The following is a 24,014-nucleotide window of genomic DNA, read 5'->3' on the forward strand; positions in this document are numbered from 1 at the left end:
CCGCTGCTGCTGGCCGCCGGACCTCTGGTCGGGGAAGCGGTCGGCGAGGTCGCGGATGCCGACCTCCTCCAGCGCCGCGTGCGCCTGCCGGCGAGCGGCGCGGGGACGGGCGCCGTCGAGCTCGAGCGGCAGCGCGACGTTCTCGGCGGCGGTGAGCGACGAGATGAGGTTGAAGTCCTGGAAGACGAAGCCGACGCTGCGGCGACGCAGCCGGGCCAGGGCGTCGGGCCGCAGGGCGGTGACCTCCTGCCCCTCGATGACCACGCGCCCGGTCGTCGGGCGGTCCAGGGCGCCGGCGAGGTTGAGCAGGGTCGACTTGCCGGACCCCGAGGGGCCCATGACGGCCACCAGCTCACCGGGCTCGATCGTCAGCGTCACCCCCTGCAGGGCGTGGACGGCGGTGTCGCCGGTGCCGTGGGTGCGGTGGACGTCGTCGAGCTCGAGGACCGGCATCGCGTCTCCTGTCGAGGTGGGGCCGGCCGGTCATCCCCCTGGTGACCGGCCGACCGCAGACGACATACTCGGTATGTCCCCTGGCTAGGACAGGTATACCGAGTATGTCCGCCGCCCGTCAACCCCCTGGGAGCCCTTGCTTGACGAGGATCCTGCGGGGGCGACGGGTCGCGGGCGGGTCGCCATACTGGCCGTATGACGACCCACGCCCACATCGAGTCCTGGCTCACCGACATGGACGGGGTGCTCGTCCACGAGGAGCAGGCCATCCCCGGCGCCGCCGAGTTCCTCGCCGCGCTGCAGGAGCGCGGGCTGCGCTTCCAGGTGCTGACCAACAACTCGATCTACACCCCGCGCGACCTGCGGGCGCGGTTGCTCGCCAGCGGCATCGACGTCCCCGAGGACTGCATCTGGACCTCCGCCCTCGCCACCGCCAGCTTCCTCGCCGAGCAACGGCCGGGCGGCTCGGCCTACGTGATCGGCGAGGCCGGCCTGACGACCGCGCTCTACGAGGCGGGCTACACGATGACCCAGCGCGACCCCGACTACGTGGTGCTGGGGGAGACGCGGACCTACTCCTTCGAGGCCATCACGCGGGCCATCCGGCTGCTCGAGGGCGGCGCGAGGTTCATCGCGACCAACCCCGACGTCAGCGGCCCGTCGGTCGAGGGCACCCTGCCCGCCACCGGCTCGGTGGCCGCGCTGATCACCGCCGCCACCGGGCGCACGCCGTACTACGTCGGCAAGCCCAACCCGCTGATGATGCGCACCGCCCTCAACCGGATCGAGGCGCACTCCGAGCACACCGTCATGATCGGCGACCGCATGGACACCGACGTGGTGTCCGGGCTCGAGGCGGGGCTGCGCACGATCCTCGTCATGACCGGGTCGACGCGCCCGCACCAGGTCGAGCTGTTCCCCTACCGCCCCACGCGGGTCGTCGACTCGATCGCCGACGTCGTCCCGCTGGTCGCGGAGCGCGCGCCCGACGTCGGACGTGACGACGGTTCGGCCTCGGCGATCAGCCGGGTCGAGGGCGGCACGGGCTGACCCTGAGCCGCGGCTCGTTCTGCCATCCAGCGGGCGGCGTCGCGCTGCGTACGCGTCACCGCGATGTACTTCGTCATGGTGCCTCCTCCATCGCCAGGGTAGTCCGTGCACCGACGGGCGTCACGGGGCTCCAGGGCCATCCGTCCGGGGGCCCGAGCCCTCTGGAGACGGGCGAAGCACGACGACCACCCCTTCGCCCCGCTCCTCGGCATCCTCGACCTTCGACGTGGTCTCGCGAAGGACCGCCGAGCCCTGCGGTCATCGTCGGAAACTACCAGCTCCGCCGCCCACTTGAGGTGGCGCATCGACTCCTCTCGGCGGGAGCGTCGCTCAAGCTCGACGGCACCTTTGCGGGACACGGCGTTGGCCAGCAGCGCCGCTACGAAGGTCAAGAGGGGTGTACCCACAGACAGCAGGACCACGAGCCACGTCGGGACCACGGCGGTGGGACTCATGTTCCTGATCCTAGGGAAGCGCGCGACGTGCGGTGAGAGGGCTGTGGGCAACTTTCGGAGCGCGCGCGCCCGACGTCGGTCGCGACGGGGGCTGACGGCATACTGGCGGCATGAGCCACTCGTTCGACCCCGAGGTCGAGGCCCGCGGTCTGTGCCAGTTCGTCGACTCGTCCCCGTCCCCCTTCCACGCGGTGCAGTCGGCCGGCGCCCTGCTCGACGCCGCCGGGTTCGTGGAGCTCGCCGAGGGTGACGCCTGGCCGCAGCAGGCCGGGCGCTTCTACACCATCCGCGCCGGGTCCCTGGCCGCCTGGTCCACCGAGCACGCCGACGGGGCGGCCACGCCGTTCCGGGTGGTGGGCGCGCACACGGACTCGCCCAACCTGCGCATCCGCCCCAACCCCGACCTGCACCGGCACGGCTGGGACCAGCTGGTCTGCGAGGTCTACGGCGGGCCGCTGCTCAACTCCTGGCTCGACCGTGACCTGGGCCTGTCCGGCCGGGTGTCCGTGCGCGGACGGGCGGGCGTCGAGACGCACCTGGTGCTCGTCGACACCCCAACCCTGCGCGTGCCGCAGCTCGCCGTGCACCTCGACCGCGGCGTCAACGACGGGCTCACCCTCAACCCGCAGACCCACCTCGTCCCCGTGTGGGGGTATGGCGGAACCGCCCCCTCCATGCGCGAGTTCCTGTCCCGCGAGGTCGGCTGCGACGTGGACGACGTCCTCGCCTGGGACCTGATGACCCACGACCTCACCCCCTCGACCCTGCTCGGCCACGACAGCTCGCTGCTCGCGGCCCCGCGCCTGGACAACCTCGGCACGAGCTACTGCGGCACGCGGGCGTTCGTCGACGCGGTGGACGGCGACGGGCCGTCGACGCCGTTCGTGCAGGTCCTGGTCCTGTTCGACCACGAGGAGATCGGGTCGATGACCGACCGCGGCGGCTTCTCCTCGATGCTGCCGCAGATCATGGAGCGCATCACCCGGTCGCTCGGGGGCGACCGCGACGACTACCAGCGGGCGCTCGCCTCGACGGTCGTCGCGTCGGGCGACATGGCCCACGCCACGCACCCCAACTATCCCGAGAAGCACGAGCCCAACCACCAGGTCGCCCTCAACGGCGGACCGGTGCTCAAGGTCAACGTCAAGGGCCGCTACGCCACGGACGCCGTCTCGGCCGGCTGGTTCCGGCTCGCGTGCGACCAGGCGGGGGTGCCGATGCAGGAGTTCGGGGCGCGGGGGGACATGCCGTGCGGCTCGACCATCGGGCCCATGACCTCGGCCCAGCTCGGCGTCTCCACCATCGACTTCGGGGCGCCGATGCTGTCGATGCACTCGGCGCGCGAGCTGATGGGTGCCGAGGACCCGGCGATGTATGCCGGAGCCCTCGCGGCCTTCCTCTCCCCCCAGCTCTAGACCTACCGCGGGTAAAGGCATCGACCGGCCTTCGTTCGCCAGGCTGATGCCTCGGCCCCCGGTAAAGGCATCGACCGGCCTTCGTTCGCCAGGCTGATGCCTCTGCCCCCGGCGGGTCTGGTCCGTGGCCGCCCAGACCGCAGCTCCGCCGCCTCGCGCCGTTGGGCGTGGAGGCGGCGGAGCGACATGCGGTCTGTATGCCGGACGGTCAGGCGGCCTCGTCCAGCCGGGCGAAGCTCACGTCCATGCCGTCCGCCATGCCCGAGGCGTAGGCGCCGTCCCGGGCCTCCTTGGACGGGTAGCGGATGGTGCCCGTGAGCACCGTCCGGCCGTCCTGCTCCGTGAGCTCGACGACGTTGTGGGTCGGCGGCCAGTCGGTGCCGCCCATCTGCTCGGTGGTGACGAGCCGGCGCGGCGCGTCGACCTCGAGCACGTCGCCGTAGATCTCCAGCCGCCCGTCCGGATCGAGCCAGACCCAGCGGAAGCTGCCGCCCTCGCGGATGTCCATGTCGCACACCTCGAAGGTCGTGTCCTCGCTGGGGCCCAGCATCCAGGTGCGGACGACCTGGGGGTCGGTGCAGGCCTGCCACACGCGCTCGGCGGGTGCGGCGAAGGTCCGCGTGTAGCTGATGGTGGTGTCGTCGGGAAGGGTGAACTCGGTCTTCATCTCTGCTCTCCTCGTGGATCGCGCGGGGACTCGACGAGTGCTGCGAGCCGGTCGAGTCGCGCGTCCACGACCTGCTCGAACTGCGACACGAAGATGGCGGCACGCACCAGGGGGTCGATCGCCAGGACGCTGTAGATGCGCGTCCCGTCCCGCTCGCGGCGGATGAGCCCGGCGCCCTCGAGCACCTTGAGGTGCTTGGAGACGGTCGGCTGGCTCAGCGTGAACCCCTCGGCGAGGTCGCCGGCGGAGCGTGGCCCCGAGCGCAGGCGCTCGAGCATGGCCCGGCGCGTCCGGTCCGACAGCGCGCTGAAGATCCGGTCGAGCTGGTCGTCGTCGGGAGCCATGGGTGTCCTCGTTCGCAGTATTTCCATGTGGCTATTTAGCCATGTGGCTATCTTTAGGCGCAGGAGGGCATTGTGTCAAGGGGGCTAGGGAGCTGAGCTGTGCGGGTTGCCGGCGGACCAGCCGGTATGACGTCCCGCCCGTCGCGTGGCAGCCCGATCAGCCCGGCTCAGGCAGGGCCAGCGCTGCGAGCGCGGGTTGTGCACGCTGGGCCTCGCCAGGCCCACGCGCGCATCAGATCGTGAGGAGGACCTTGCCGATGTGGGTGCCCTTGTCGAGCTCCTCGTGCGCGCGCGCCACCTCGCGGGCCGGGAAGCGACCGTGGATCACGGGCACGACCTCGCCGGCCTCGACCAACGGCCACACGTGCTCGCGGACCTCGGCCACGATGGCGGCCTTCTCGGCGCGGGGCCGGGCGCGCAGGGAGGTCGCGACGACGGTGCCGCGCTTGCGCAGCAGGGTCGCGATGTCGAGCTCGCCCTTGACGCCGCCCTGCATGCCGATGATGACGAGGCGACCGCCGGTGGCCAGGGCGGCGACGTTGCGGGGGAGGTACTTCGCGCCCATGTTGTCGAGGATCACGTCGGCGCCGCGCCCGTCGGTGGCTGCTCGCAGCTCCTCGACGAAGTCCTGCTCCTTGTAGTCGATCAGGATCGAGGCGCCGAGCTCGCGGCAGCGCTCGAGCTTGGCGGCCGAGCCGGCGGTGACGGCGACGCGGACGCCGAGGCGTCGCGCGATCTGGATGGCCGTCGTGCCGATGCCGCTGGACCCGCCGTGCACGAGCAGGGTGTCGCCGCGCTGCAGCCCGGCGGTCATGACGAGGTTGGACCAGACGGTGCAGGTCACCTCGGGGAGGGCGGCTGCGTCGACGAGGCTGATGCCGGCGGGCACGGGGAGCAGCTGGCCCGCGGGGACGGCGACGTGCTCGGCATACCCGCCTCCGGCGAGGAGGGCGCAGACCTCGTCGCCCTCGCTCCACCCCTCGACCCGGCTGCCGACCTGCACGACGATGCCGCTGACCTCGAGCCCGGGGATCTCGGACTCGCCGGGCGGCGGCGCATAGTTGCCCTGGCGCTGCAGCAGGTCGGCGCGGTTGACGCCGGCGGCGACGACGCGCACCAGCACCTCGTCGGCGTTGATCCCCGGGGTGGGGATCTCGGAGACGGTCAGGACCTCGGGGCCGCCGAACGACGGCAGGGTGATGGCCTTCATGCCTCCACCGTATGACGCAGCCCGGCCGCCGCAGAAGTCCGCTCAGAACTCGTGGTTGAGCGTGAACGACAGCGCGGCCAGGGTCATCACGAGCACGGCGAGGGGGATCAGCACGATCGACCAGGCGGGGTGGCGGCGCCGCACGGGCCCGGTGAAGGCGAAGACGAACAGCACCCACGACAGCACGAACAGCCCCAGGGCGACGAGCTCCCCGGTGCCCACGGCGCCGTCAGCCGAGGTGGATGAAGCGGGCCTCGAAGAGGTCCACCGGGGTGTCGACGTCGAGCAGCGCGCGCGGGGAGGGGGCCGGGATGCCCTCCATGCGGAGGCTGGCGGCGGTGCGGTGCACGGAGACGTCGCGGGTGCCGGGTGGGAAGGCCTGGTGCAGCGGGCCGGTGAGGTAGGCCGCGAGCAGCGGCTGCAGCGAGCCGGAGTCGTCCACGAGGGCCACGGCCTGGACACCGGACGGGGAGTCGGCGAGCGCCTCCACGACGTGGGGCGCGGCGTCGCCGGCAAAGGGCTGGTCGCCGGCGAGGACGACCGTGACGGGGGTGCTGGACAGGGCCGCGCCGGTGGCGATGCCGGCGGCGGGGCCACCGAGCGGCGGGTCCTCGCGGGTCCAGGTGACGGGGCGCGAGGTGGGGCGCTCGGTGCCGACGCAGATGATCGCCCAGTCGTCGGGCAGGTCGCGCAGGATCCGGCCGAGGACGGTCGTCTCGCCGAGCTGCTCGGACGTCTTGTCCCTGCCGCCCATGCGGACGTTGGTGCCGCCGCAGAGGATGACGGCGGTCACGGCGCTGGTCGTGTCGGGGCCGGTCATGGATGCTCCTTGTGATGTCCGCCGAGGCGGCGGGTGAGCTCCTGCGCAGCTCGTCGTGCGGCGCCCGCGAGGGGCTGGACGGACGCCTCCACCTGTCGGGGATAGGTGATCGCGACGGATGCTACCGGGTGCCCGCCGTGGTCCACCACCGCCGCCGCGACGCCTGCGAGACCCTCGGTGACGGTGCCGTCCTCGAGCGCGAAGCCGCGCGCCCGGACGGAGGACAGCTCGGAGCGCAGGGCCGTGAGCGACTGCGGCCCGGTGCCCAACCGGGTCACGAACGCGGACCGGTCGGGGAACAGCGCGCGCACCTGCGGGGAGGGCAGCGCGGCCAGCATCGCCAGACCGCTGGCGGTGAGCTGCGACGGCAGCCGCACGCCGACGTCGGTGACCAGCAGGGGGCGCCCGGGCGCCCGCTCCTCGAGGACGTAGAGCACGTCGCGACCGTGCAGCACCGCCAGGTGGGCGCTGTGCGTGGTCTCGTCGACGAGACGGGTGAGGACAGGTCGGGACAGCCGCGCGAGCCCGGCCTGCCGGGAGTAGGCGCTGCCCAGCTCGAACACCCCGACCCCGAGCCCGTAGCGACGCTCCTCGGGGAGGTGCGTCACCAGACCCTCGTCGGCCAGGAGGGATAACAGCTTGTATGCCGTCGAGCGCGGCAGCCCGAGGTCGCGCGCCACGGCGGCGGCGGGCACGGGCTCGGGGTGACGCGAGAGGTGGCGCAGGATCGCGACCGCCTGGCTCACGGCGGGGGAGGCGCTGCGGGTCATGGCCCCATCCTGACGGGTGTCACCGGTGGGGTGGCGCGGACTGTCCACAGCCTCAGTCGGGTCGCGTCAGCCCTGGGGCCTGGCGGCTCACGACGGTCGCAGATCTTCGGGTTCCATCCCGAAGATCTGCTTCTGTGCCGAAGACCTGCGATGGGGGACCCCCGCCCCGCCCACGCAACCAGGGCGGCCCGCGTCAGTGATCGGGATCATCCAGGCACCAGGTGTGCTCGTCCTGGATGGCGAGCTCGGGCGGCAGCTCTCGCCGCAGTCGCGTCACGGCGCCCTGCATGCCGTCGGAGTACTGCTGCCTGGTGCTCGCTGAGTCCCACTCGTCCAGATAGTGGAAGTGCGTCTGGAACACGTCGCCCCATCGGCGCAGCTCGTCGGTCAGCTCGGGCGACAGCTCGTAGTCGGAGGGTTGCATCTGGTACTCGTCGGTCCCGCTCTCCCACAGCGGCCACGGGGCGCCGTACTCGTGGAAGACGCGCACCTTTCGCTGTGGTTCACGGGCCAGAGGCATTCCTCGAGGCTATCGTCACGCGGCCGGGTCAGCGGTGGGACGAGACATCGAGCCCGGCTGGTCGGGGTGCCGGGGCGACGGGGCGACGGGGGCCAGGACGAGGTTGTCGATGAGGCGGGTGCGGCCGAGGCGGGCGGCCAGCGACACCAGTGCGCCGCGCGCGGGGTCGACCACGTCGACCTCGGTCAGCGTGCCCGGGTCGGCGACGCTGACGTACTCCACCGACACCGCGGGCTCGATGGCCAGGACCGCGTGGGCGGCACCGAGCAGCTCCGAGGCCTGGCGGCGGCCGGCGGCATACGTCTCCTCGACCGCGACGAGGGCTCGATGCAGGACGGGGGCGGCGGCGCGCTCCCCGGGCGAGAGATAGGTGTTGCGCGAGCTCATCGCCAGGCCGTCGGGCTCCCGGCGGATGGGCTCGACGCAGACCTCCAGCCCGAGCGCCAGGTCCTCGACGAGACGTCGGATGACGACGGTCTGCTGGGCGTCCTTCTGGCCGACGTAGGCCCGCGTGGGCCGCACCGCGCCGAACAGGATCGTGCACACGGTGGCCACCCCGTCGAAATGCCCTGGGCGGCGGGCACCTTCGAGGACCTCGGTGACGCCGCCGACGCTCACGTGCGTGGACCAGCCTGGGGGATAGACGTCCTCGACGCGGGGCGTCCAGACCAGGTCGACCCCCTCGGCCTCGAGCATGGCGAGGTCGCGGTCAAGGTCGCGCGGATAGCTCGCGAGGTCCTCCCCGGGCCCGAACTGCGTGGGATTGACGAAGATCGACACGACCACGGCGTCGTTGGCGGAGCGCGCTGCCCGCACCAGGGACAGGTGGCCGTCGTGCAGGTAGCCCATGGTGGGGACGAGCCCGACGGTCCCGAGCTCGGCTCTGGCGCAAGACAGCTCGTCGCGGGTGGTGACGACACGCATCGGATCTCCTTGTCCGCAGGGACGTCTCGTATGCCGTCCGACCGCTGTCAGGCGAGCGGGGCGTAGAAGTACGTGGTGCGGTAGGCGATTCGCTCGCCGTCGAGCCGGAAGAAGTCGGCGAACCGCAGGTCCAGCACGCGCCCGTCGCGAGCCGTGCCGGCGAAACGGCCCTGCACCGCCACCTCGTCGCCGTCGACGACCGTGTGCGTCAGCGTGTGCGCGCCGGACGCGATGATCCGCTCCCCGGAGTAGAACGCGGTCAGCCCCGAGTGCCCGCGCATCGGCTCGTAGCCCGGCCGCTCGTACGTCGCGTCCGGCGTGAACAGGGCGACGAGCCCGTCGACGTCGTTGGCGTCCACGAGCTCGTAGTAGCGGGTGACCGGGGCGGGGGCGGTGGTCGTCATGGCGGGGGACCTTTCGTCATACGGCGGGGTCTGTCTGCTCCGACCGTATGCCGAACCTCCCGTCGCGACGAGCGTGACCTCAGGCCGGCTCGACGCCATGTCTCGGATCCGGGACAGAAGGCGGGGTCAAGGGGGTGCTGCGCCGCGCGCCGGGGCTCGCACAATGAGCGGCATGACTGCTGAGCGCACACCCGTCCAGGTCGGCCGCGGGCCGCTGTCCTTCGACGACGTCGTCGCCGTGGCGCGGCACGACGCACCGGTCGTCCTGACCCAGGACTCGATCGACGAGATCGCCCGCAGCCGCACGGTCATCGAGGGGCTGGCGAGCGACACCGTCCCGCACTACGGGGTGTCGACCGGCTTCGGGGCGCTCGCGACGCGACACATCCCCACCGAGCTGCGCGCCCAGCTGCAGCGCTCCCTCGTGCGCTCGCACGCGGCGGGATCGGGTGCGGAGGTCGAGCGCGAGGTCGTGCGCGCGCTGATGCTCCTGCGCCTGTCCACGCTCGCGACCGGCCGCACGGGCGTGAAGGTCTCGACCGCCCAGGCCTATGTCGACCTGCTCGACGCGGGCATCACGCCGGTGGTCCACGAGTACGGATCCCTCGGGTGCTCCGGCGATCTCGCGCCCCTGGCGCACTGCGCGCTCGCGCTGATGGGGGAGGGCCCGGTGCGGCTGCCGTCGGGCGAGACCGCCGACGCGGGTGACGCGTTGCGCGATGCCGGGCTCACCCCGATCTCGTTGGAGGAGAAGGAAGGTCTGGCCCTCATCAACGGGACGGACGGCATGCTCGGCATGCTCGTCCTCGCCATCACCGACCTGCGCGCCCTGCTCAAGGTCGCCGACATCAGCGCCGCCATGAGCGTCGAGGGCCTGCTCGGCACGGACAACGTCTTTGCCGCCGACCTGCACGAGCTGAGGCCGCACCCGGGACAGGGGGATTCGGCCTACAACCTGCGAACCGTCCTGGCGGACAGCCCGATCCGAGAGAGCCACCGCACCGAGGCGTGCACGCGCGTGCAGGACGCCTACTCGCTGCGGTGCGCGCCGCAGGTCGCGGGCGGGGCGCGGGACACCGTCGACCACGCGACGCTCGTGGCGACCCGCGAGCTGGCGGCGGCCGTCGACAACCCCGTCGTCACCCTGGACGGTCGGGTCGAGTCCAACGGCAACTTCCACGGGGCACCGGTGGCCTACGTGCTCGACTTCCTCGCGATCGTGGCCGCCGACGTGGCCTCGATGAGCGAGCGGCGCACCGACCGGTTCCTCGACAAGGCGCGCTCGCACGGGCTCAACCCCTTCCTCGCCGACGACCCCGGCGTCGACAGCGGCCACATGATCGCGCAGTACACCCAGGCCGCGATCGTCTCGGAGATGAAGCGCCTGGCCGCGCCCGCCTCGGTCGACTCCATCCCGTCCAGCGCCATGCAGGAGGACCACGTGTCGATGGGGTGGTCCGCGGCCCGCAAGCTGCGCCGCTCGGTCGACGCCCTCACCCGGGTGCTCGCGATCGAGGTGCTGACCGCCGCACGGGGCATCGAGCTGCGCGCGCCGCTCGAGCCGTCGCCGGCGACCGGTGCGGTGGTCCGAGCCCTGCGCGAGGCCGGGTGGCAGGGGCCGGGGATCGACCGCTTCCTCGCTCCCGACATCGAGACCGCCCGCACGCTGGTGGCCGACGGCACGGTGGTGCGCGTGGTCGAGGAGGTCACCGGCCCGCTGCGCTGACACCTTTCGCCGATTGGTCAGTTTCGGACGGGTGGGGGTGTCGGGATCTGACCAGTGGGCGGGGTCGGGTTCGCCGATTGGTCAGTTTCGGACGGGTTGGGGTGTCGGGATCTGACCGGTGGGCGGGTGGGGAGTCGCCGTCAGGGGTTCGCCGGGACGTCATACGGAGTTCAGCCCGGGACCGGGCGCCCTGCCTAGCGTCGCAAGGGTGATCACCCGAGGCGTCGTCGGCGCGCTCCTGGTCCTCGTCGGAGGCTTCGTCATCACGCCGCTCCCGGCGTCGGTCGGCGCGACGCTCGCCGCGCCTCTGGCCGGGTGGGGCGAGACGATGCCGGGTCACGGCCTCGGGCTCTCGATGGCCGTCCTCGGGCTGGCGCTCCTGTCGTGGGCGTGGATCTCGCTGCTGCACACCTGCGCTCGTGGCCACCGCGGCACCGGCGCCCTGGACCTCGTGCGCAGCGCCACCTGGTCCTGGACGCTCCCGCTGCTGGCGGCACCGCCGCTGTTCAGCCGGGACGGGTTCAGCTATGTCGCTCAGGGCGAGCTGACGAGGCGGCTGCTGTCGCCATACGGCTATGCCCCGGTGACCCTCGCCGGGCCCTGGAGCGAGCGCGTGGACCCGCGGTGGATGGACACGCTCACGCCCTACGGCCCCGTGCCGCTCGTGTGGGGCGCGATGGCCACGACGCTGACGCGGGACCCCTGGGTGGCCATCGTCCTCGAACGCTGCGCCGCCCTGCTCGGGCTGGCCCTGCTGCTGTGGGCCCTGCCCCAGCTCGCCCGCTGGTGCCGTCGCGACGCGGCCACGGTGACGGCGCTCGTGACAGCCAGCCCGCTGGTGGTCGCGCACGGCGTCGGCGGGCTGCACAACGACCTGCTGCTGGCCGGTCTCGGCGCGGCGGCCCTCGTGGTGGCGGGACGCGGCAGCTGGGGGTGGGCCGCGGTGCTCGGCGGGCTCGCCGCCGGCGTCAAGGTGCCCGGCGGCCTGATCTGCGTCGGCGTCGTGCTGGTGAGCCTGGGCGTGGGGGCGACGGTGCGCCAGCGGGTCGGCCGGGCTGCCGCGGTCGGAGGGCTGGGCGTCGTCACGCTGCTGGCCTGCGGGCTGCCCTATCGCCTCGGCGTGGGCTGGGTCGGCGCGCTCGCCGTGCCCGGCGAGGTGCTCACGCCGTTCTCGCTGTCGACGACGGGCGGCCGCGCGGTCGGCTGGGTCGTCGACCACGCCGGCCACCCCGAGCTCTGGGCCCCGGCCCTCACCACGGCACGCACCCTCGGTATGGCGCTGGCCGTGCTCGTCGGCGTGGTCTGCGCGTTGCGGGCCCGCACCGGCGACCGCCCCGCCGCCCTGAGGTCGGTCGCCGTCACGATGCTGGCCGTGCTGCTGCTCGGGCCCGTGGCGCACGCCTGGTACGCCCTGTGGGTGGTGCCGTTCGTCGCAGCCCTGCCGCTCGGGGCGCGGCGGCTGCGGGTGCTGCTGGCCGTCAGCGTGGTCGGTGGGATCAGCGCGCCGCTCGACTCCTCGCTCGAGGGGCGTCCCGTGGCGATCGTGCTCACGCGGCGATGGTGCTGGCCGTGGCGGTGCCGCTGCTCCTGGGGACACGTGGGATCCCGGCGTCGCCCGAGCCTGTCCGCGCCCCCGAGTCCGACCACCCCACCGGGTCCGACCCCGCCCCGGTCCTCGCCGGCGCCCGTCGTTGAGAGGCGACAGATGGGGGTTATGAGGCCTTCACAACCCCCATCTGTCGCCTCTCAACGGGTGGTGGGGGCGGCGGCGAGGGTGCGGTGCAGGCTGAGCGTCCGCTCGACGGTCCGGCTCCACGGATAGCGCTCGGCCCGAGCCCGCGCGTCACGTCGCCGCTCGGCCGCCGGACGGGCCACGACCCGCAGCACGGCGTCGGCCAGGGACTCGGGATCCGGGTGCCCCCACGCCCCCGAGCGGTCGTCCACGAGCTCGCGCGCGCCGCCCCGGTCCGCGGTGACGACCGGCGTGCCGCAGGCCAGCGCCTCCAGCACCGCGAGCCCGAAGGGCTCGCCCGCGCACACGCTGAGCGCCACGTCCGCCTCCCCGAGACGGCGGGCCAGCGCCTCGCGCCCCGCCACGTGACCGTGGAAGGTGACGGGGGATCCGGCCGCGAGACGTTCGAGCTCGTGACGGTGGGGCCCCTCGCCATACACGTCGAGCCGCACCGGCAGGCCGCGGTGGTGGAGGGCGACGGCGGTGCGGACGGCGAGGTGGGGATCCTTCTCGCGGGAGAGGCGACCGGAGTGGACGAGGCGGATCGTCCTGTCCGGGGCGGGCTCGGGAGCCGGCTCGAGCGGCCGGAACGTCTCGAGGTCGACGCCCAGCGGCACCTGGTGGAGGCGGTGCGGGGCCAGGGACGCGAGCCCGGAGAACTCGCCCGCCGCGAAGTCCGACGTCGTCACCACGTGGTCGAAGGCCCGCGACAGCGCGCCGTTGAACAGCCGGATCGGGTGACGCAGGCCGCGCTGCAGGCCGATTCGCATGCTGAGCATCGTGTCCAGGCGCTCGTGGGAGAACAGCACGGTCGGCACCTGGCGGCGACGCGCCACGAGCGTGACCGGCAGCAGCGTCGACTTGTCCGAGATCTCGATCGAGGTCGGCGCGAAGGCCTCCAGGGCGCGCAGCACCGGCCGCGGGTCGAGGATCATCTGATAGCCGCCGCCGACCTCGCGCGACGCCACCGTCACGACGTCACCGAGCTCGGTGGGGATGCGGTCGTCGGTGGAGCCGGGGATGATCAGCAGCCGCTGCGCCCCGGCGTCCACGTAGCCGCGCGCGCTGGTCGATCGCCACCTTCATCCCGCCGGACGTGGGCCTCACGAAGTTGGCCAGCTGGGCGATCCGGAGCTCCACGCCCCCAACCTAGCTGGCGCGGAGGCAGAGGTTCAGCGGAACGCCGCCCAGTGGATGTCGGGCCGCCGGCGGACGTCCTCGGCCCAGGCGGCCAGGCCCTGCGGACGGCCGACGGCGCGCTCGCCGGCCTCGCGTCGGCGCTCGTGACGGGCGGCCGGCGCGTCATACGTGGTCGGCGTCGTGGTGATGTCGGTGGCCGAGTCGTGGCAGCGGTCGATAATGGTCATGGGGTGCTCCTCTCGTCGAGACGGGGCGGGTCCTGCACCAGCCCGTATGCCGCCAGGCTGCCTCGGCGCGGGATGTCCCGGCCACGGTGCGGGCAGGGCCGAATCCTGCGGGGGGCCAGCGGGTCCGACCTAGGCTGAGGGCATGGCCGATCTGCTGCTGAGCAGCTCCGACGTCGCGCGGGTGAGGTTCGTGACGACCCGCACCCAGGAGCTCGCGATGTCGCTGCGGGTGCTGCAGCACGACGTGACGGGGCTGCACCGGTCCTGGGTGCGGTCGGCCCGCGAGCGGCTGGCCGCGGAGCCCGCCATCGACCTGGGGCTGCTGGTGGCGCTGGTGCCGCCGGAGGGCTTCCTCGCGGACGTGCTGACACCGTCCTTCCTGTCGACCCCGGCGGACCTCGAGGCCGAGCTCGCCGGCGTGCGCGCATTGGGCCCCCGGGTGCTGCTGCGCGACGTGGACCTGCTGCGGAAGCAGCCGCATGACGCCACCGTCGGAGCGGTCCTCGCGAGGCTGGGCGCCGAGCCGGAGGTCGGCCTCGAACGCGTCGTCGCCGCGATGCGGGGCTACTGGGAGCTGGTCCTCGCCGACCGGTGGGGTGCGATCCGTCGGCTGCTCGACGCGGACATCGTCCAGCGGTCGACCCGGCTCGCGGCGCGAGGGCTGGAGCCGCTGCTCGGCGAGCTGAGCCCGCGCGTGCACCTGCTGCCCGACCGCCTGGAGGTCGCCGGATCCTCTTATCCGGCAGAGCATTTCGAGGGTGGGCGAGGACTCCTGCTGCACCCCAGCGTGTTCGCGGGCCCGAGAGGCCTGATCGGTCTGCAGGAGCCGCTCGTGCCCACGATCATCTATCACGCCCTCGGGGTCGGAAACCTCTGGGCCGCCGAGGAGCTCGACCACGAGCACGCGCTCGACGACGTGCTCGGCCGCACGCGCGCGCAGCTGCTGCGGGCGACGGGCGTGCCCGCCTCGACCACGGAGCTGGCGTGCCTGCTCGAGCTGAGCCCGGGCACGGTGAGCGAGCACCTGGCCATGCTGAGGCGGGCTGACCTCGTCGCGTCCGCCCGATCGGGGCGCGCCGTGCTGTACCGCCGGACCGACCTGGCCCAGCAGCTGCTCGACCGTTCGGCGCGGTGTGACGGATCCTGACGGTTCAGCGGGGCTCACGTGGGTAAGGTGCGTCACATGGCGGATGTGATCCAGGGTGAGGTGCTGTCGTTCGACGCGGTCAAGGGATATGGCTTCATCGCTCCCGACGACGACGGACCCGACGTGTTCCTGCACGTCAACGACATCGTGGGTGATCGCGCGCAGGTGCGCCCCGGCGTGATCGTCGAGTACGTGCCCGAGGAGGGCGCCAAGGGCCCCAAGGCCGCGCAGGTGCGAGCTCTCGGCGACGACCTGGACGTGCGGCGTCCCGCCGGTCGCCCCGTGGAGCGCCCCGACGGCGAGGTCGACGTGCTGTCGCCGCGCGAGTTCGAGGACGCGATCACCGAGATGCTGCTGCGCGCCGAGCCGACGCTCACGGGCTCGCAGATCCTGCACCTGCGGGGGCGGCTGGGGACGATGGCCCGCGGCTACGGCTGGGTCGAGGACTGACGACGAAGGCGTGAGGACCCGAGCGAGGGACGAGCGAGGCCCGGAGCGTCGAGGAGTCGGTCCCATCATGTACGGACTGACGACGAAGGCGTGAGGACCCGAGCGACCTACCGCGCGGGATCGACGTCCGTGTTGCAGAAGTCGTCGCCCGTGAACAGCAGCGGTTCGGCGTCGACGATCATCGAGGGAGGCCGCCCTCGTCATACATCTCGTCCAGGTCCCGCTGCATGGCCTTCCGATCCGCGTCGGTCAGCATGGTGTCGATCCGCTCCAGCACCTGCATGGACCGGGCGTAGCGCTCCAGCGCGACCTGCTCGCTGGCCCGTCGGCGTTGCTCGTCGTGGCGCTCCAGCAGCTCCTCGAGGGCCTGCTCCAGCGCGCTGGTCTGGGTGGTGCCGAGCGTGTCGGCGGCCCGGCGCGCGAGCGCGCACACCCGCTCGTTCTTGATGTTCAGGCTCATCATGGTCTCCCACCTGGCGGTTTCTACCCTGGGGCCACCGACTTTACCGTCGGGTGGAGGTGAGTGCGGGGTGGGCTTGGTCTCGGATACGGGACAGATGCCGGTATGCCGGGGGTGGCCGCCGTGACGTCGGCGCGGTTCGATGGGGGGACCCCGCTCCGGTGACGACGCCGGGTGGTGACCACGGTTTCGTCATACGACCCGATCGCCCGAGGAGGCAGCCATGGAAGGCTCCCGTCCCGTCCGCGCCGCGCGCGGCACCACCCTCACGGCCCGCAGCTGGCAGACCGAGGCGCCGATGCGGATGCTGATGAACAACCTCGACCCGGAGGTCGCCGAGCGGCCGGACGACCTGGTCGTCTACGGCGGGACGGGGCGGGCGGCGCGCGACTGGCGCAGCTTCGACGCGATGGTGCGGACCATGCAGAGCCTGCGCGAGGACGAGACGATGCTCGTGCAGTCGGGGCGCCCGGTCGGCGTCATGCAGACCCACGAGTGGGCGCCGCGCGTGCTCATCGCCAACTCGAACCTCGTTGGTGACTGGGCGAACTGGCCGGAGTTCCGGCGGCTCGAGCACCTCGGGCTGACGATGTACGGCCAGATGACGGCCGGGTCGTGGATCTACATCGGCACGCAGGGGATCCTGCAGGGCACCTACGAGACCTTCGCCGCGGTGGCCGAGAAGCGTTTCGGCGGAACGCTGTCCGGCACGCTGACCCTCACCGGCGGGTGCGGCGGCATGGGTGGGGCGCAGCCGCTGGCCGTCACGCTCAACGGTGGCGCCTGCCTGGTCGTCGACGTCGACAAGGCGCGGCTGGACCGTCGCGTCGAGCACCGCTACCTCGACGAGGTGCACGAGTCCATCGACGCCGCAGTCGAGTCCGCCCTGCGGGCCAAGGACGAGAAGCGCGCGCTCTCGGTCGGTCTCGTGGGCAACGCGGCCGAGGTGTTCCCCGAGCTGCTGCGTCGCGACGTCCCCATCGACATCGTCACCGACCAGACCTCCGCGCACGATCCGTTGTCCTACCTGCCGGTTGGCGTCGAGGTCGACGAGTGGGCGGAGTACGCCGAGAAGAAGCCCGACGAGTTCACCGACCGCGCAAGGGAATCCATGGCGACCCACGTGCGGGCGATGGTGGAGTTCCAGGACAAGGGCGCCGAGGTCTTCGACTACGGCAACTCGATCCGCGACGAGGCGCGCCAGGGCGGCTACGAGCGCGCCTTCGAGTTCCCGGGATTCGTGCCCGCCTACATCCGGCCGCTGTTCTGCGAGGGCAAGGGCCCGTTCCGCTGGGTGGCGCTCTCGGGCGACCCCGAGGACATCTATCGCACCGACCGGGCCGTGCTCGACCTGTTCCCCGACAACGAGCGACTTCACACGTGGATCAACGGTGCTCGCGACAAGGTCGCCTTCCAGGGGCTGCCCTCGCGCATCTGCTGGCTGGGCTACGGCGAGCGCGACCAGGCCGGGCTGAGGTTCAACGAGATGGTGGCGAGCGGCGAGCTGTCAGCCCCCATCGTCATCGGGCGCGACCACCTGGACTGCGGATCGGTCGCCTCGCCCTATCGGGAGACCGAGTCCATGGCCGACGGCTCCGACGCGATCGCGGACTGGCCGCTGCTCAACGCCCTGGTCAACACCGCCTCCGGCGCCTCGTGGGTGTCGATCCACCACGGTGGCGGCGTGGGCATCGGACGCTCGCTCCACGCGGGGCAGGTGTCGGTCGCCGACGGCACGCCCCTCGCCGCCCAGAAGCTCGCGCGCGTCCTCACCAACGACCCCGGCATGGGCGTCATCCGGCACGTCGACGCGGGCTACGACATCGCCGAGCAGGTGGCCGAGGACAAGGGCGTCCGCATCCCCATGCGTGAAGACTGAGTTACAACCTGGGCGTCACCTGCGTCTGCCCGTGGCGCGAACGGGCTGGTGGGGGCCATGCTGACGCCCATGGCTCAGACAACCCGCATCGAACGCCGCAGCATCGACGTCGTCCCCGTCAGCGAGCGACACGGCACCCCGCTCAACCAGCTCACCCTCTGGTTCGGCGCAAACATGCAGATCACGGCGATCGTGGACGGCGCGCTCGCCGTGATCTTCGGCGCGGACGCCCTATGGGCGATCGTCGGCACGCTCGTCGGCAACCTGCTCGGCGGGATCGTCATGGCCCTGCACTCCGCCCAGGGGCCGAGACTCGGTCTGCCGCAGATGATCTCGAGCCGGGCGCAGTTCGGCGTCATCGGCGCGGTGGTGCCGCTCGTCCTCGTCGTCCTGATGTACCTCGGCTTCGCGTCCACCGGGACCGTCCTTGCAGGACAGGCGATCTCACGCACCATGGGCCTTGACAGCCCCAACGTCGGCATCGTCGTGTTCGGCATCCTGTCGGCGGTGGTCGCCATCGTCGGCTACCGCTGGATCCACGCCATGGGGCGCGTCGGCACCGTGGTCGGCATCATCGCGTGGACCTACCTGCTCGTGCGGCTGTTCACGGCATACGACATCCCGGCCCTGCTGGGGCACAAGCCTTTTGACATCGTCACCTTTCTCCTGGCGGTCTCCCTCGGCGCCGGCTGGCAGCTGACCTACGGGCCGTATGTCGCGGACTACTCGCGCTACCTGCCGCTGGGCACGTCCGAGACCAAGACCTTCTGGGCGACCCTGGCCGGCAGCGTGCTCGGATCGCAGTGGTCGATGACCCTCGGCGCGCTCATCGCCGCCGTGCCCGCCGTGACCGGCAAGGGCTTCCTCGCCAACCAGGTCGGCTTCATCGGCGAGCTGGCCGGCGGCGGCATGCTCGCGATCGTGTTCTACCTCGTCATCGTCGTCGGCAAGCTGACCGTCAACTGCCTCAACGCGTACGGCGGCTCGATGACCATGCTCACCACCATGTCGGCCTTCCAGCGGACCGCCCGCGTCTCGACGCTCGCGCGAGCGCTCTACATCACGGCGTTCATCGCCGCGTCGGTGCTCGTGGCCCTGCTCGCCAGCGCCGACTTCCTCAACAACTTCAAGAACTTCGTGCTCGTGCTGCTCATGGTGTTCACGCCGTGGAGCGCCATCAACCTGGTCGACTACTACCTCGTCGCGCGTGAGCGGGTGGACGTGCCGGCGCTGTATGACGCCCGCGGTCGCTATGGCAGCGTCAACGGCGGGGCGCTGCTCATCTATGCGCTCGGGATCGCGGTGCAGGTGCCCTTCCTCGCCCAGGCGATGTACACCGGTCCCGCCACCAAGGCCCTCGGCGGCGCCGACATCTCCTGGATCGTGGGCCTCCTCGTGACGGCGGCCCTCTACTACCCCTACGCCCGCCGGACGGCACGCCACCCCTCGCGGATCATCTACCCAGAGGGCGTCCTCGACGCCTGACCCCCACCGCGTCTTCGCGCCTTTTCGCGCTCGGAGCTCACAAAGTCTCGATTTTCGGGGGTCATATCGAGCTTTCGTGAGCTCCGAGCGAACAACTGCCCGTTGTGGATAACTGTTGGCTGGATCGCCCGGCTGGGGATAACGAGGTTGAGCACCCGCAAACACCCTTCATCGTGGGCGCATGACCTCTAATGCATCGATTCCGGCAGCGCTCGACGGGATGCTGTTCTTCACGACCTCGGTGGCTCTGAGATCCGGCATGTCGCGGTACGCGATCAGTCAGCTGGATCACCCACATCACGGCGTCGTTGGTCGTCGTATGCCGATGACCATTCTCGAAGACGCCCAGGCGTTGGCCCTCGTCCTGCCATCGGACTGCGTGTTCACCCACTGGTCCGCAGCTTGGCTGCTCGGCCTGGGTCTGCCCGCGAGGTGGACCGCCAGTCCGCGACCTTGGTTGGACGTGGGTCGGCACGGAGGCACGCCGCCACGGCACCGGACCGTGAGGGGGCATCGATTGTCGTCAAGCGACATCCCGACGGTTGTCGTACCAGGGCTCGATCGACGGGTCATCGCGCCGGAGCACCTGTTCCGCCAGCTGGCCGACTCGATGAGCCATACGGATCTGGTCGTCCTGGGAGATGCGATCTGCAGCTGGAAGTCGAATCGCTCGGTAGAAGATCTCGACTCGGGGCTGAGCATCCGGTCGCCGGGGCTCGTGGCGGCTCGCTCAGCGCGTGCCGAGGTGCGGGCCGGAACCAACTCCGTCATGGAATCGCGGCTGCGCCAGGACTTTGCGCGTGAGGGTCTGCCGGAGCCGGAGCTCAATGCACCTATCGCCGACGGGGCCGGGCGGGTCCTGGCCTACGCGGACTTCCTGTGGCGGGCAGAACGTCTCGTGGTGGAGTACAACGGTGCGCACCACTTCGCCTCGGCGGAGCAGAGGGTGGCCGACGAATCGCGACGAAACCTGCTCGAGCGGATGGGCTATCGCGTGATCATCGTCAACAAGACCGACTACTTCCAGCACCACGCCGACACCATGCGCGCCGTCAGGGAGGCGCTTGCCGACCAGCGTGCACGTGTCAGTGCCTGAGCCCTGGTCGGTATTGGTGAGCTGGGAGCGCGTGAAGGTGCGGGGTGGGGCGTCGGGGTCGTGCGTTTGTGAGCTGGGAGCGCGCGAAGGTGCGGGGTGGGGCGTCGGGGTCGTGCGTTTGTGAGCTGGGAGCGCGTGAAGGTGCGGGTGGTCAGAGCCAGCCGCGGGACTGGGCCTCGCGCGCCGCCTCGACGGCCGTCGAGGTGCCGGTCTTGGCGATCGCGGAGGACAGGTGGTTGCGGACGGTCCCCGGTGAGAGGAACAGGCGCGCCGCGATGTCGGGAGCGCGGTGGCCCTCCATCGCGAGCTGCAGGGTCTCGCGCTCGCGCGCCGTCAGTGGCGAGGCGCCGCCGTAGAGGGACTCGGTCGCCAGCGCGGGGTCGACCACGCGGAGCCCCGCGTGCACGCGCCGCACGGCCTCGGCGAGCTCGGAGGCTGGCGCGTCCTTGACGACGAAGCCACTGGCCCCCGCCTCGAGCGCCCGCCGCACGTAGCCCGGCCGCCCGAAGGTCGTCACGATCAGCGAGCGGACGCCCGGTGCTTCGCGAGCCAGCTGCGACGCCACCTCCAGGCCGTCGAGGCCGGGCATCTCGATGTCGAGCAGGCACACGTCGGGCGAGGTCACGCGGACCGCGCCGAGCACCTCGTCGCCGCGGCCGACCTGCGCCACGACCTCGAGGTCGGTCTCCAGGTCGAGCAGCGCCGCGAGGGCCCCACGCACCATGGCCTGGTCGTCGGCCAGCAGCAGGCGGATCGTCATAGCCGCACCTCCAGTCGGGTGCCCCGCCCGTCCGGTCCGGGGCCGAGCATCAGGGATCCTCCGGCGCCGGCGACCCGCTCGCGCAGCCCGCGGATGCCGTTGCCCTCCTTGGCTCCTCGCAGCCCGCGCCCGTCGTCCTCGACGACCAGGCCTGCGGCCGAGAGTCGAATGGCGCACCGCCCCGCCCCGGAGTGCCGCACGACATTGGTGACGGCCTCGCGCAGCACCCACGCGAGGACCGTGCGGTGACGTGGGTCGACCACGGTGAGGTCGCCCGGCAGGTCGGCGGCGATGCCGGCACCGGTGAGCGCCATACGGGCGCCCTCGACCTCGTCGCCGAGCGACGCGACCCGCAGCCCACCCACGGTCTCGCGGATCTCGGCGAGGGCGGTGCGGGTCAGCGAGCGGATCTCGATCAGCTCGGCGCGGGCCCGCTCGACGTCGACGTCCAGCAGCCGCTCGGCGAGCTCGGTCTTGACCGCGACCACGGTCAGGGAGTGCCCGAGGACGTCGTGCACGTCGCGGGCCACCCGCTCGCGCTCGGAGGCGATGCGCAGGGCGTCCTTGGTGCGGGTGTAGTCGAACTCCTTGTCGTTGGCGACCCGGGTCACCGCGGTGGAGATGAAGACGATCGCCAGGATGATCGTGAGGAAGCCGAAGCTGCCGAACACCCCGGCCCACCAAGGGAGCCCGACGGCGAGGGCGAGCAGCACCCCGGCGATGCCGAAGGCGTGGCGCAGCGGGAACGTGAACATCGCGAAGCTCAGCAGGAAGGGCGACATCCCGACGACCTCGACGCCCAGCACCGGCACCGTGACCAGGCAGAGCGCGATCAGCACGGCGTACCACCGCACGGCGGCGGGGTTGACGCGCCGGCCCTCGCCGAAGGCCCAGAGCCGGTTCATCGACCAGACGTAGACGAACGCGAAGCACGCGATCGCGGCCAGCGCGATGCCCTTGAGCCAGGTCGGCGCGGAGTCCTGCAGGACCTCGATCACCGGGAAGCCGAGGAAGGCGAGCCAGACGGCGGCCATCACCCACCCGTAGCGGCTCCACGGGTTCTCGAGGGTCGGGTGGGCTCCGCTCACTGCCGTCCCCGGCTGCGGCGCACGAGCCAGGTCGCCAGGATCGCGAGGAGCGTCAGCCATGCGGCCACGTTAGCAACGGGGATCCACAGGCCCTCGTTGATCAGGACGTCGCCGGACATGACGCGGCCCTCGGTGAGCGGGTAGCGGCTCAGCTGGACCAGGCCGTAGAGCGGGGTGAACCGGGCGATGGTGAGCAGGACGCCCTCGAGCGGGATGAAGATGTTGCCGAGGAACGCGAGGATCACCAGGGAGCCGCTGGCCGCCGAGACCGCCGACTCGCTGCGCAGCCAGAGCCCGAAGACGAGGCCGTAGAGCGCGAACGCGGCCGCTCCGGCGATGGTGATGAGCGGGCACAGGACCCAGGCGAGCCCGTCGGCCCGGGCTCCGGTCAGCGCGCCCGCCGCATAGATCAGGGCGATGGGGATCACCGCGATGGTGAGGGCGACCAGGACCTTGACGGAGACGAAGGTGCGATCCTTGAGCGGGGTCAGCCCCAGCTGGCGTCCCCAGCCCAGGCTGCGCTCGGTCGCGGCCGAGGCGCCGATGCCGGTCGTGGCGGTGACGGCGCCGTAGGCCGCCATCGACACCATGATGTAGAAGGTCACGTTGCCGTGGCCGGCGTTCTCCTTGCCGAAGGACTGGGCCGCGCCGAAGACGAGGTACATGAACAGCGGGATGCCGACGGTGAAGAACAGCCCCACCCGGTCACGGACGAAGCGCAGGACCTCGAGGCGGTAGTAAGTGGCGTTCATCGCACGTCCTCCGTGGCTGCGGCGGCCTGCTCGGCCTGCTCGGTGATCTCGAGGAAGGTCTGGTCGAGGGAGCCGCGCGAGACCTCCAGCTCGCGGGCGCCGAGGTCGCCCAGCAGGACCCGGGCGACCCCGTCGGAGTCGGTGCAGCGCACCACGACCCGTATGCCGCTGGCCGCCGTCCCCGTGTGGTCGACGTGGTCGACGCCTGCCACCCGCTGCAGCACGTCCGTCACGCGGGCGAGCTCGCCCGCCCCGATCTCCGCGCTGACGAGCCGCCCGGTCGCCCGGGCGCGCAGCTCGGCGGTGGTCCCGTCGGCGACGACCCGCCCGCCGGCGACCAGGACGATGCGCCGGGCGAAGTCCTCGGCCTCCTCCAGGTAGTGCGTGGCGAACACGACGGTGCGGCCCGCGTCGGCGTCGGCGTGCATGGTCGACCAGAAGTCCCGCCGGGCGGTGACGTCCATCCCGGCCGTGGGCTCGTCGAGGACCAGCAGGTCGGGCGAGGGCAGCAGCGCCATCGCGAAGCGCAGCCGCTGCTGCTCGCCGCCGGAGCACTTGGACACGCGGCGACCCGCGAGCCCGGAAAGGCCTGCCCGCTGCAGGACCGAGTCGACGCTCTCGTGCTGCGGGAAGGTCGAGGCGATCAGCTGCACCGTCTCGCGGACGGTGAGGTCGGGGAGCAGCCCGCCGCTCTGCAGCACCGCCGACACGCGTCCGGCGGCGACCGCTCGACGGGGGTCCTCGCCATACGTCCGGGCGGTCCCGCTGGTGGGCTCGGTGAGCCCGAGGACCATGTCCAAGGTGGTGGTCTTGCCGGCGCCGTTGGGGCCGAGGAAGGCCACCACCTCGCCCGGCTCGATCGTCAGGTCGAGGCCGTCGACCGCGGTCACGGTGCGAGAGCCGGGCTTGCCCTTGGCCCCCTTGCCCGTGCCCTTGAAGGTCTTGCGCAGGTCCCGCAGCTCCACCGCGGGTGCTGTCGTCGTCGTCATGTCTCCAGCCTGCTGACCTGCGCCGACGGGGCCGTGCGGGTCCTGTCACGA

General features: G+C 71.9%; 26 protein-coding genes. 9 read left to right on the plus strand and 17 right to left on the minus strand.

Annotated elements, in window-relative coordinates:
- Nucleotides 1–453, minus strand: a 453-nt coding sequence (locus tag B4K29_RS12040) for an ABC transporter ATP-binding protein (protein ID WP_286967447.1), incomplete at its 3' end; no start/stop codon positions are given.
- Between the two features lie 195 nt (nucleotides 454–648).
- Here B4K29_RS12040 and B4K29_RS12045 point away from each other — a divergent pair.
- Together B4K29_RS12045 and B4K29_RS12050 are read left to right on the plus strand one after the other, a co-directional pair.
- Nucleotides 649–1,503 carry an HAD-IIA family hydrolase gene (locus B4K29_RS12045; protein WP_239261934.1) on the plus strand — a complete coding sequence of 285 codons (855 nt, stop codon included), beginning with the start codon at nucleotides 649–651 and terminating at the stop codon, nucleotides 1,501–1,503.
- Nucleotides 1,504–2,068: 565 nt separating this feature from the next.
- Nucleotides 2,069–3,373: a M18 family aminopeptidase gene (locus B4K29_RS12050; RefSeq protein WP_029212133.1), complete on the plus strand. Its 1,305-nt coding sequence runs from the start codon at nucleotides 2,069–2,071 to the stop codon at nucleotides 3,371–3,373.
- Between the two features lie 208 nt (nucleotides 3,374–3,581).
- Here the strand turns inward: B4K29_RS12050 and B4K29_RS12055 are convergent, their stop codons facing one another.
- The 9 genes from B4K29_RS12055 to B4K29_RS12095 all read right to left on the minus strand — a co-directional run bounded on the left by B4K29_RS12055 (nucleotide 3,582) and on the right by B4K29_RS12095 (nucleotide 9,032).
- Nucleotides 3,582–4,040, minus strand: a complete 459-nt coding sequence (locus B4K29_RS12055; RefSeq protein ID WP_029211952.1) for an SRPBCC domain-containing protein — start codon at nucleotides 4,038–4,040, stop codon at nucleotides 3,582–3,584.
- Nucleotides 4,037–4,384, minus strand: coding sequence for an ArsR/SmtB family transcription factor (locus B4K29_RS12060; RefSeq protein WP_019286620.1), 348 nt, complete (start codon nucleotides 4,382–4,384; stop codon nucleotides 4,037–4,039). Before B4K29_RS12060 ends, B4K29_RS12055 begins: the two co-directional genes overlap by 4 nt.
- A gap of 232 nt (nucleotides 4,385–4,616) precedes the next feature.
- Nucleotides 4,617–5,594 (minus strand): NAD(P)H-quinone oxidoreductase, encoded by a 978-nt coding sequence (locus B4K29_RS12065; RefSeq protein WP_239261938.1) that lies wholly within the window; start codon nucleotides 5,592–5,594, stop codon nucleotides 4,617–4,619.
- A gap of 42 nt (nucleotides 5,595–5,636) precedes the next feature.
- Nucleotides 5,637–5,816: a hypothetical protein gene (locus B4K29_RS12070; protein ID WP_019286618.1), complete on the minus strand. Its 180-nt coding sequence runs from the start codon at nucleotides 5,814–5,816 to the stop codon at nucleotides 5,637–5,639.
- A gap of 7 nt (nucleotides 5,817–5,823) precedes the next feature.
- Nucleotides 5,824–6,414 (minus strand): molybdenum cofactor guanylyltransferase, encoded by a 591-nt coding sequence (gene mobA / locus B4K29_RS12075; RefSeq protein ID WP_029211955.1) that lies wholly within the window; start codon nucleotides 6,412–6,414, stop codon nucleotides 5,824–5,826.
- A complete protein-coding gene (locus B4K29_RS12080) occupies nucleotides 6,411–7,184 on the minus strand; it encodes an IclR family transcriptional regulator (protein WP_029211956.1) in 774 nt (257 codons plus the stop codon). The genes mobA and B4K29_RS12080 overlap by 4 nt, the downstream gene beginning before the upstream one ends.
- Nucleotides 7,185–7,377: 193 nt before the next feature.
- Complete coding sequence (locus B4K29_RS12085) at nucleotides 7,378–7,704, minus strand: hypothetical protein (protein WP_019286615.1); 327 nt, start codon at nucleotides 7,702–7,704, stop codon at nucleotides 7,378–7,380.
- 15 nt (nucleotides 7,705–7,719) lie between these two features.
- Nucleotides 7,720–8,628: a pantoate--beta-alanine ligase gene (gene panC, locus B4K29_RS12090; RefSeq protein ID WP_286967450.1), complete on the minus strand. Its 909-nt coding sequence runs from the start codon at nucleotides 8,626–8,628 to the stop codon at nucleotides 7,720–7,722.
- A 47-nt stretch (nucleotides 8,629–8,675) separates the two neighbouring features.
- Nucleotides 8,676–9,032, minus strand: coding sequence for a nuclear transport factor 2 family protein (locus B4K29_RS12095; RefSeq protein WP_029211959.1), 357 nt, complete (start codon nucleotides 9,030–9,032; stop codon nucleotides 8,676–8,678).
- Between the two features lie 163 nt (nucleotides 9,033–9,195).
- On the opposite strand from B4K29_RS12095, the gene hutH reads away from it, so the two are divergent.
- Entirely contained in the window at nucleotides 9,196–10,758 is a 1,563-nt protein-coding gene (hutH, locus tag B4K29_RS12100) for a histidine ammonia-lyase (RefSeq protein WP_286967452.1), read from the plus strand.
- A gap of 208 nt (nucleotides 10,759–10,966) precedes the next feature.
- Nucleotides 10,967–12,580 carry a polyprenol phosphomannose-dependent alpha 1,6 mannosyltransferase MptB gene (gene mptB, locus B4K29_RS12105; RefSeq protein WP_286967454.1) on the plus strand — a complete coding sequence of 538 codons (1,614 nt, stop codon included), beginning with the start codon at nucleotides 10,967–10,969 and terminating at the stop codon, nucleotides 12,578–12,580.
- On the opposite strand, the gene B4K29_RS12110 is transcribed toward mptB, so the two are convergent.
- Together B4K29_RS12110 and B4K29_RS12115 are read right to left on the minus strand one after the other, a co-directional pair.
- Nucleotides 12,505–13,542 carry a glycosyltransferase gene (locus B4K29_RS12110; RefSeq protein WP_286967455.1) on the minus strand — a complete coding sequence of 346 codons (1,038 nt, stop codon included), beginning with the start codon at nucleotides 13,540–13,542 and terminating at the stop codon, nucleotides 12,505–12,507. The genes mptB and B4K29_RS12110 overlap by 76 nt on opposite strands.
- 120 nt (nucleotides 13,543–13,662) lie before the next feature.
- Nucleotides 13,663–13,857 carry a hypothetical protein gene (locus B4K29_RS12115; RefSeq protein ID WP_019286609.1) on the minus strand — a complete coding sequence of 65 codons (195 nt, stop codon included), beginning with the start codon at nucleotides 13,855–13,857 and terminating at the stop codon, nucleotides 13,663–13,665.
- Nucleotides 13,858–13,999: 142 nt separating this feature from the next.
- Between B4K29_RS12115 and B4K29_RS12120 the strand changes: the two genes are divergently transcribed.
- Both B4K29_RS12120 and B4K29_RS12125 read left to right on the plus strand, forming a co-directional pair.
- Nucleotides 14,000–15,004 carry an ArsR/SmtB family transcription factor gene (locus tag B4K29_RS12120; RefSeq protein WP_029211963.1) on the plus strand — a complete coding sequence of 335 codons (1,005 nt, stop codon included), beginning with the start codon at nucleotides 14,000–14,002 and terminating at the stop codon, nucleotides 15,002–15,004.
- 36 nt (nucleotides 15,005–15,040) lie between these two features.
- Nucleotides 15,041–15,454 (plus strand): cold-shock protein, encoded by a 414-nt coding sequence (locus tag B4K29_RS12125; RefSeq protein ID WP_019286606.1) that lies wholly within the window; start codon nucleotides 15,041–15,043, stop codon nucleotides 15,452–15,454.
- A gap of 178 nt (nucleotides 15,455–15,632) precedes the next feature.
- On the opposite strand, the gene B4K29_RS12130 is transcribed toward B4K29_RS12125, so the two are convergent.
- Nucleotides 15,633–15,917: a type II toxin-antitoxin system VapB family antitoxin gene (locus tag B4K29_RS12130; protein ID WP_286967457.1), complete on the minus strand. Its 285-nt coding sequence runs from the start codon at nucleotides 15,915–15,917 to the stop codon at nucleotides 15,633–15,635.
- Nucleotides 15,918–16,137: 220 nt separating this feature from the next.
- On the opposite strand from B4K29_RS12130, the gene hutU reads away from it, so the two are divergent.
- From hutU to B4K29_RS12145, 3 genes are all read left to right on the plus strand, one after another.
- On the plus strand, nucleotides 16,138–17,793 hold the full coding sequence (hutU, locus tag B4K29_RS12135; protein WP_019286604.1) for a urocanate hydratase: 1,656 nt from the start codon (nucleotides 16,138–16,140) through the stop codon (nucleotides 17,791–17,793).
- 69 nt (nucleotides 17,794–17,862) lie between these two features.
- Nucleotides 17,863–19,278, plus strand: a complete 1,416-nt coding sequence (locus B4K29_RS12140) for a purine-cytosine permease family protein (RefSeq protein WP_286967458.1) — start codon at nucleotides 17,863–17,865, stop codon at nucleotides 19,276–19,278.
- Nucleotides 19,279–19,459: 181 nt separating this feature from the next.
- The gene (locus tag B4K29_RS12145) at nucleotides 19,460–20,374 is read left to right on the plus strand and encodes an endonuclease domain-containing protein (protein ID WP_286967460.1); all 915 of its coding nucleotides are present in this window, start codon (nucleotides 19,460–19,462) and stop codon (nucleotides 20,372–20,374) included.
- A 151-nt stretch (nucleotides 20,375–20,525) separates the two neighbouring features.
- Here the strand turns inward: B4K29_RS12145 and B4K29_RS12150 are convergent, their stop codons facing one another.
- The 4 genes from B4K29_RS12150 to B4K29_RS12165 are packed head-to-tail and all read right to left on the minus strand — an operon-like array spanning nucleotide 20,526 to nucleotide 23,963.
- Nucleotides 20,526–21,134, minus strand: coding sequence for a response regulator transcription factor (locus tag B4K29_RS12150; RefSeq protein ID WP_029211968.1), 609 nt, complete (start codon nucleotides 21,132–21,134; stop codon nucleotides 20,526–20,528).
- Nucleotides 21,131–22,282 carry a sensor histidine kinase gene (locus B4K29_RS12155; protein ID WP_084412826.1) on the minus strand — a complete coding sequence of 384 codons (1,152 nt, stop codon included), beginning with the start codon at nucleotides 22,280–22,282 and terminating at the stop codon, nucleotides 21,131–21,133. Before B4K29_RS12155 ends, B4K29_RS12150 begins: the two co-directional genes overlap by 4 nt.
- The gene (locus tag B4K29_RS12160; protein WP_286967462.1) at nucleotides 22,219–22,974 is read right to left on the minus strand and encodes an ABC transporter permease; all 756 of its coding nucleotides are present in this window, start codon (nucleotides 22,972–22,974) and stop codon (nucleotides 22,219–22,221) included. The genes B4K29_RS12155 and B4K29_RS12160 overlap by 64 nt, the downstream gene beginning before the upstream one ends.
- Nucleotides 22,971–23,963 carry an ABC transporter ATP-binding protein gene (locus tag B4K29_RS12165; protein WP_286959973.1) on the minus strand — a complete coding sequence of 331 codons (993 nt, stop codon included), beginning with the start codon at nucleotides 23,961–23,963 and terminating at the stop codon, nucleotides 22,971–22,973. Before B4K29_RS12165 ends, B4K29_RS12160 begins: the two co-directional genes overlap by 4 nt.
- Nucleotides 23,964–24,014: the final 51 nt, after the last annotated feature.

The organism is Arsenicicoccus sp. UBA6765, from assembly GCF_002453335.1.
GTDB lineage: Bacteria > Actinomycetota > Actinomycetes > Actinomycetales > Dermatophilaceae > Arsenicicoccus > Arsenicicoccus bolidensis.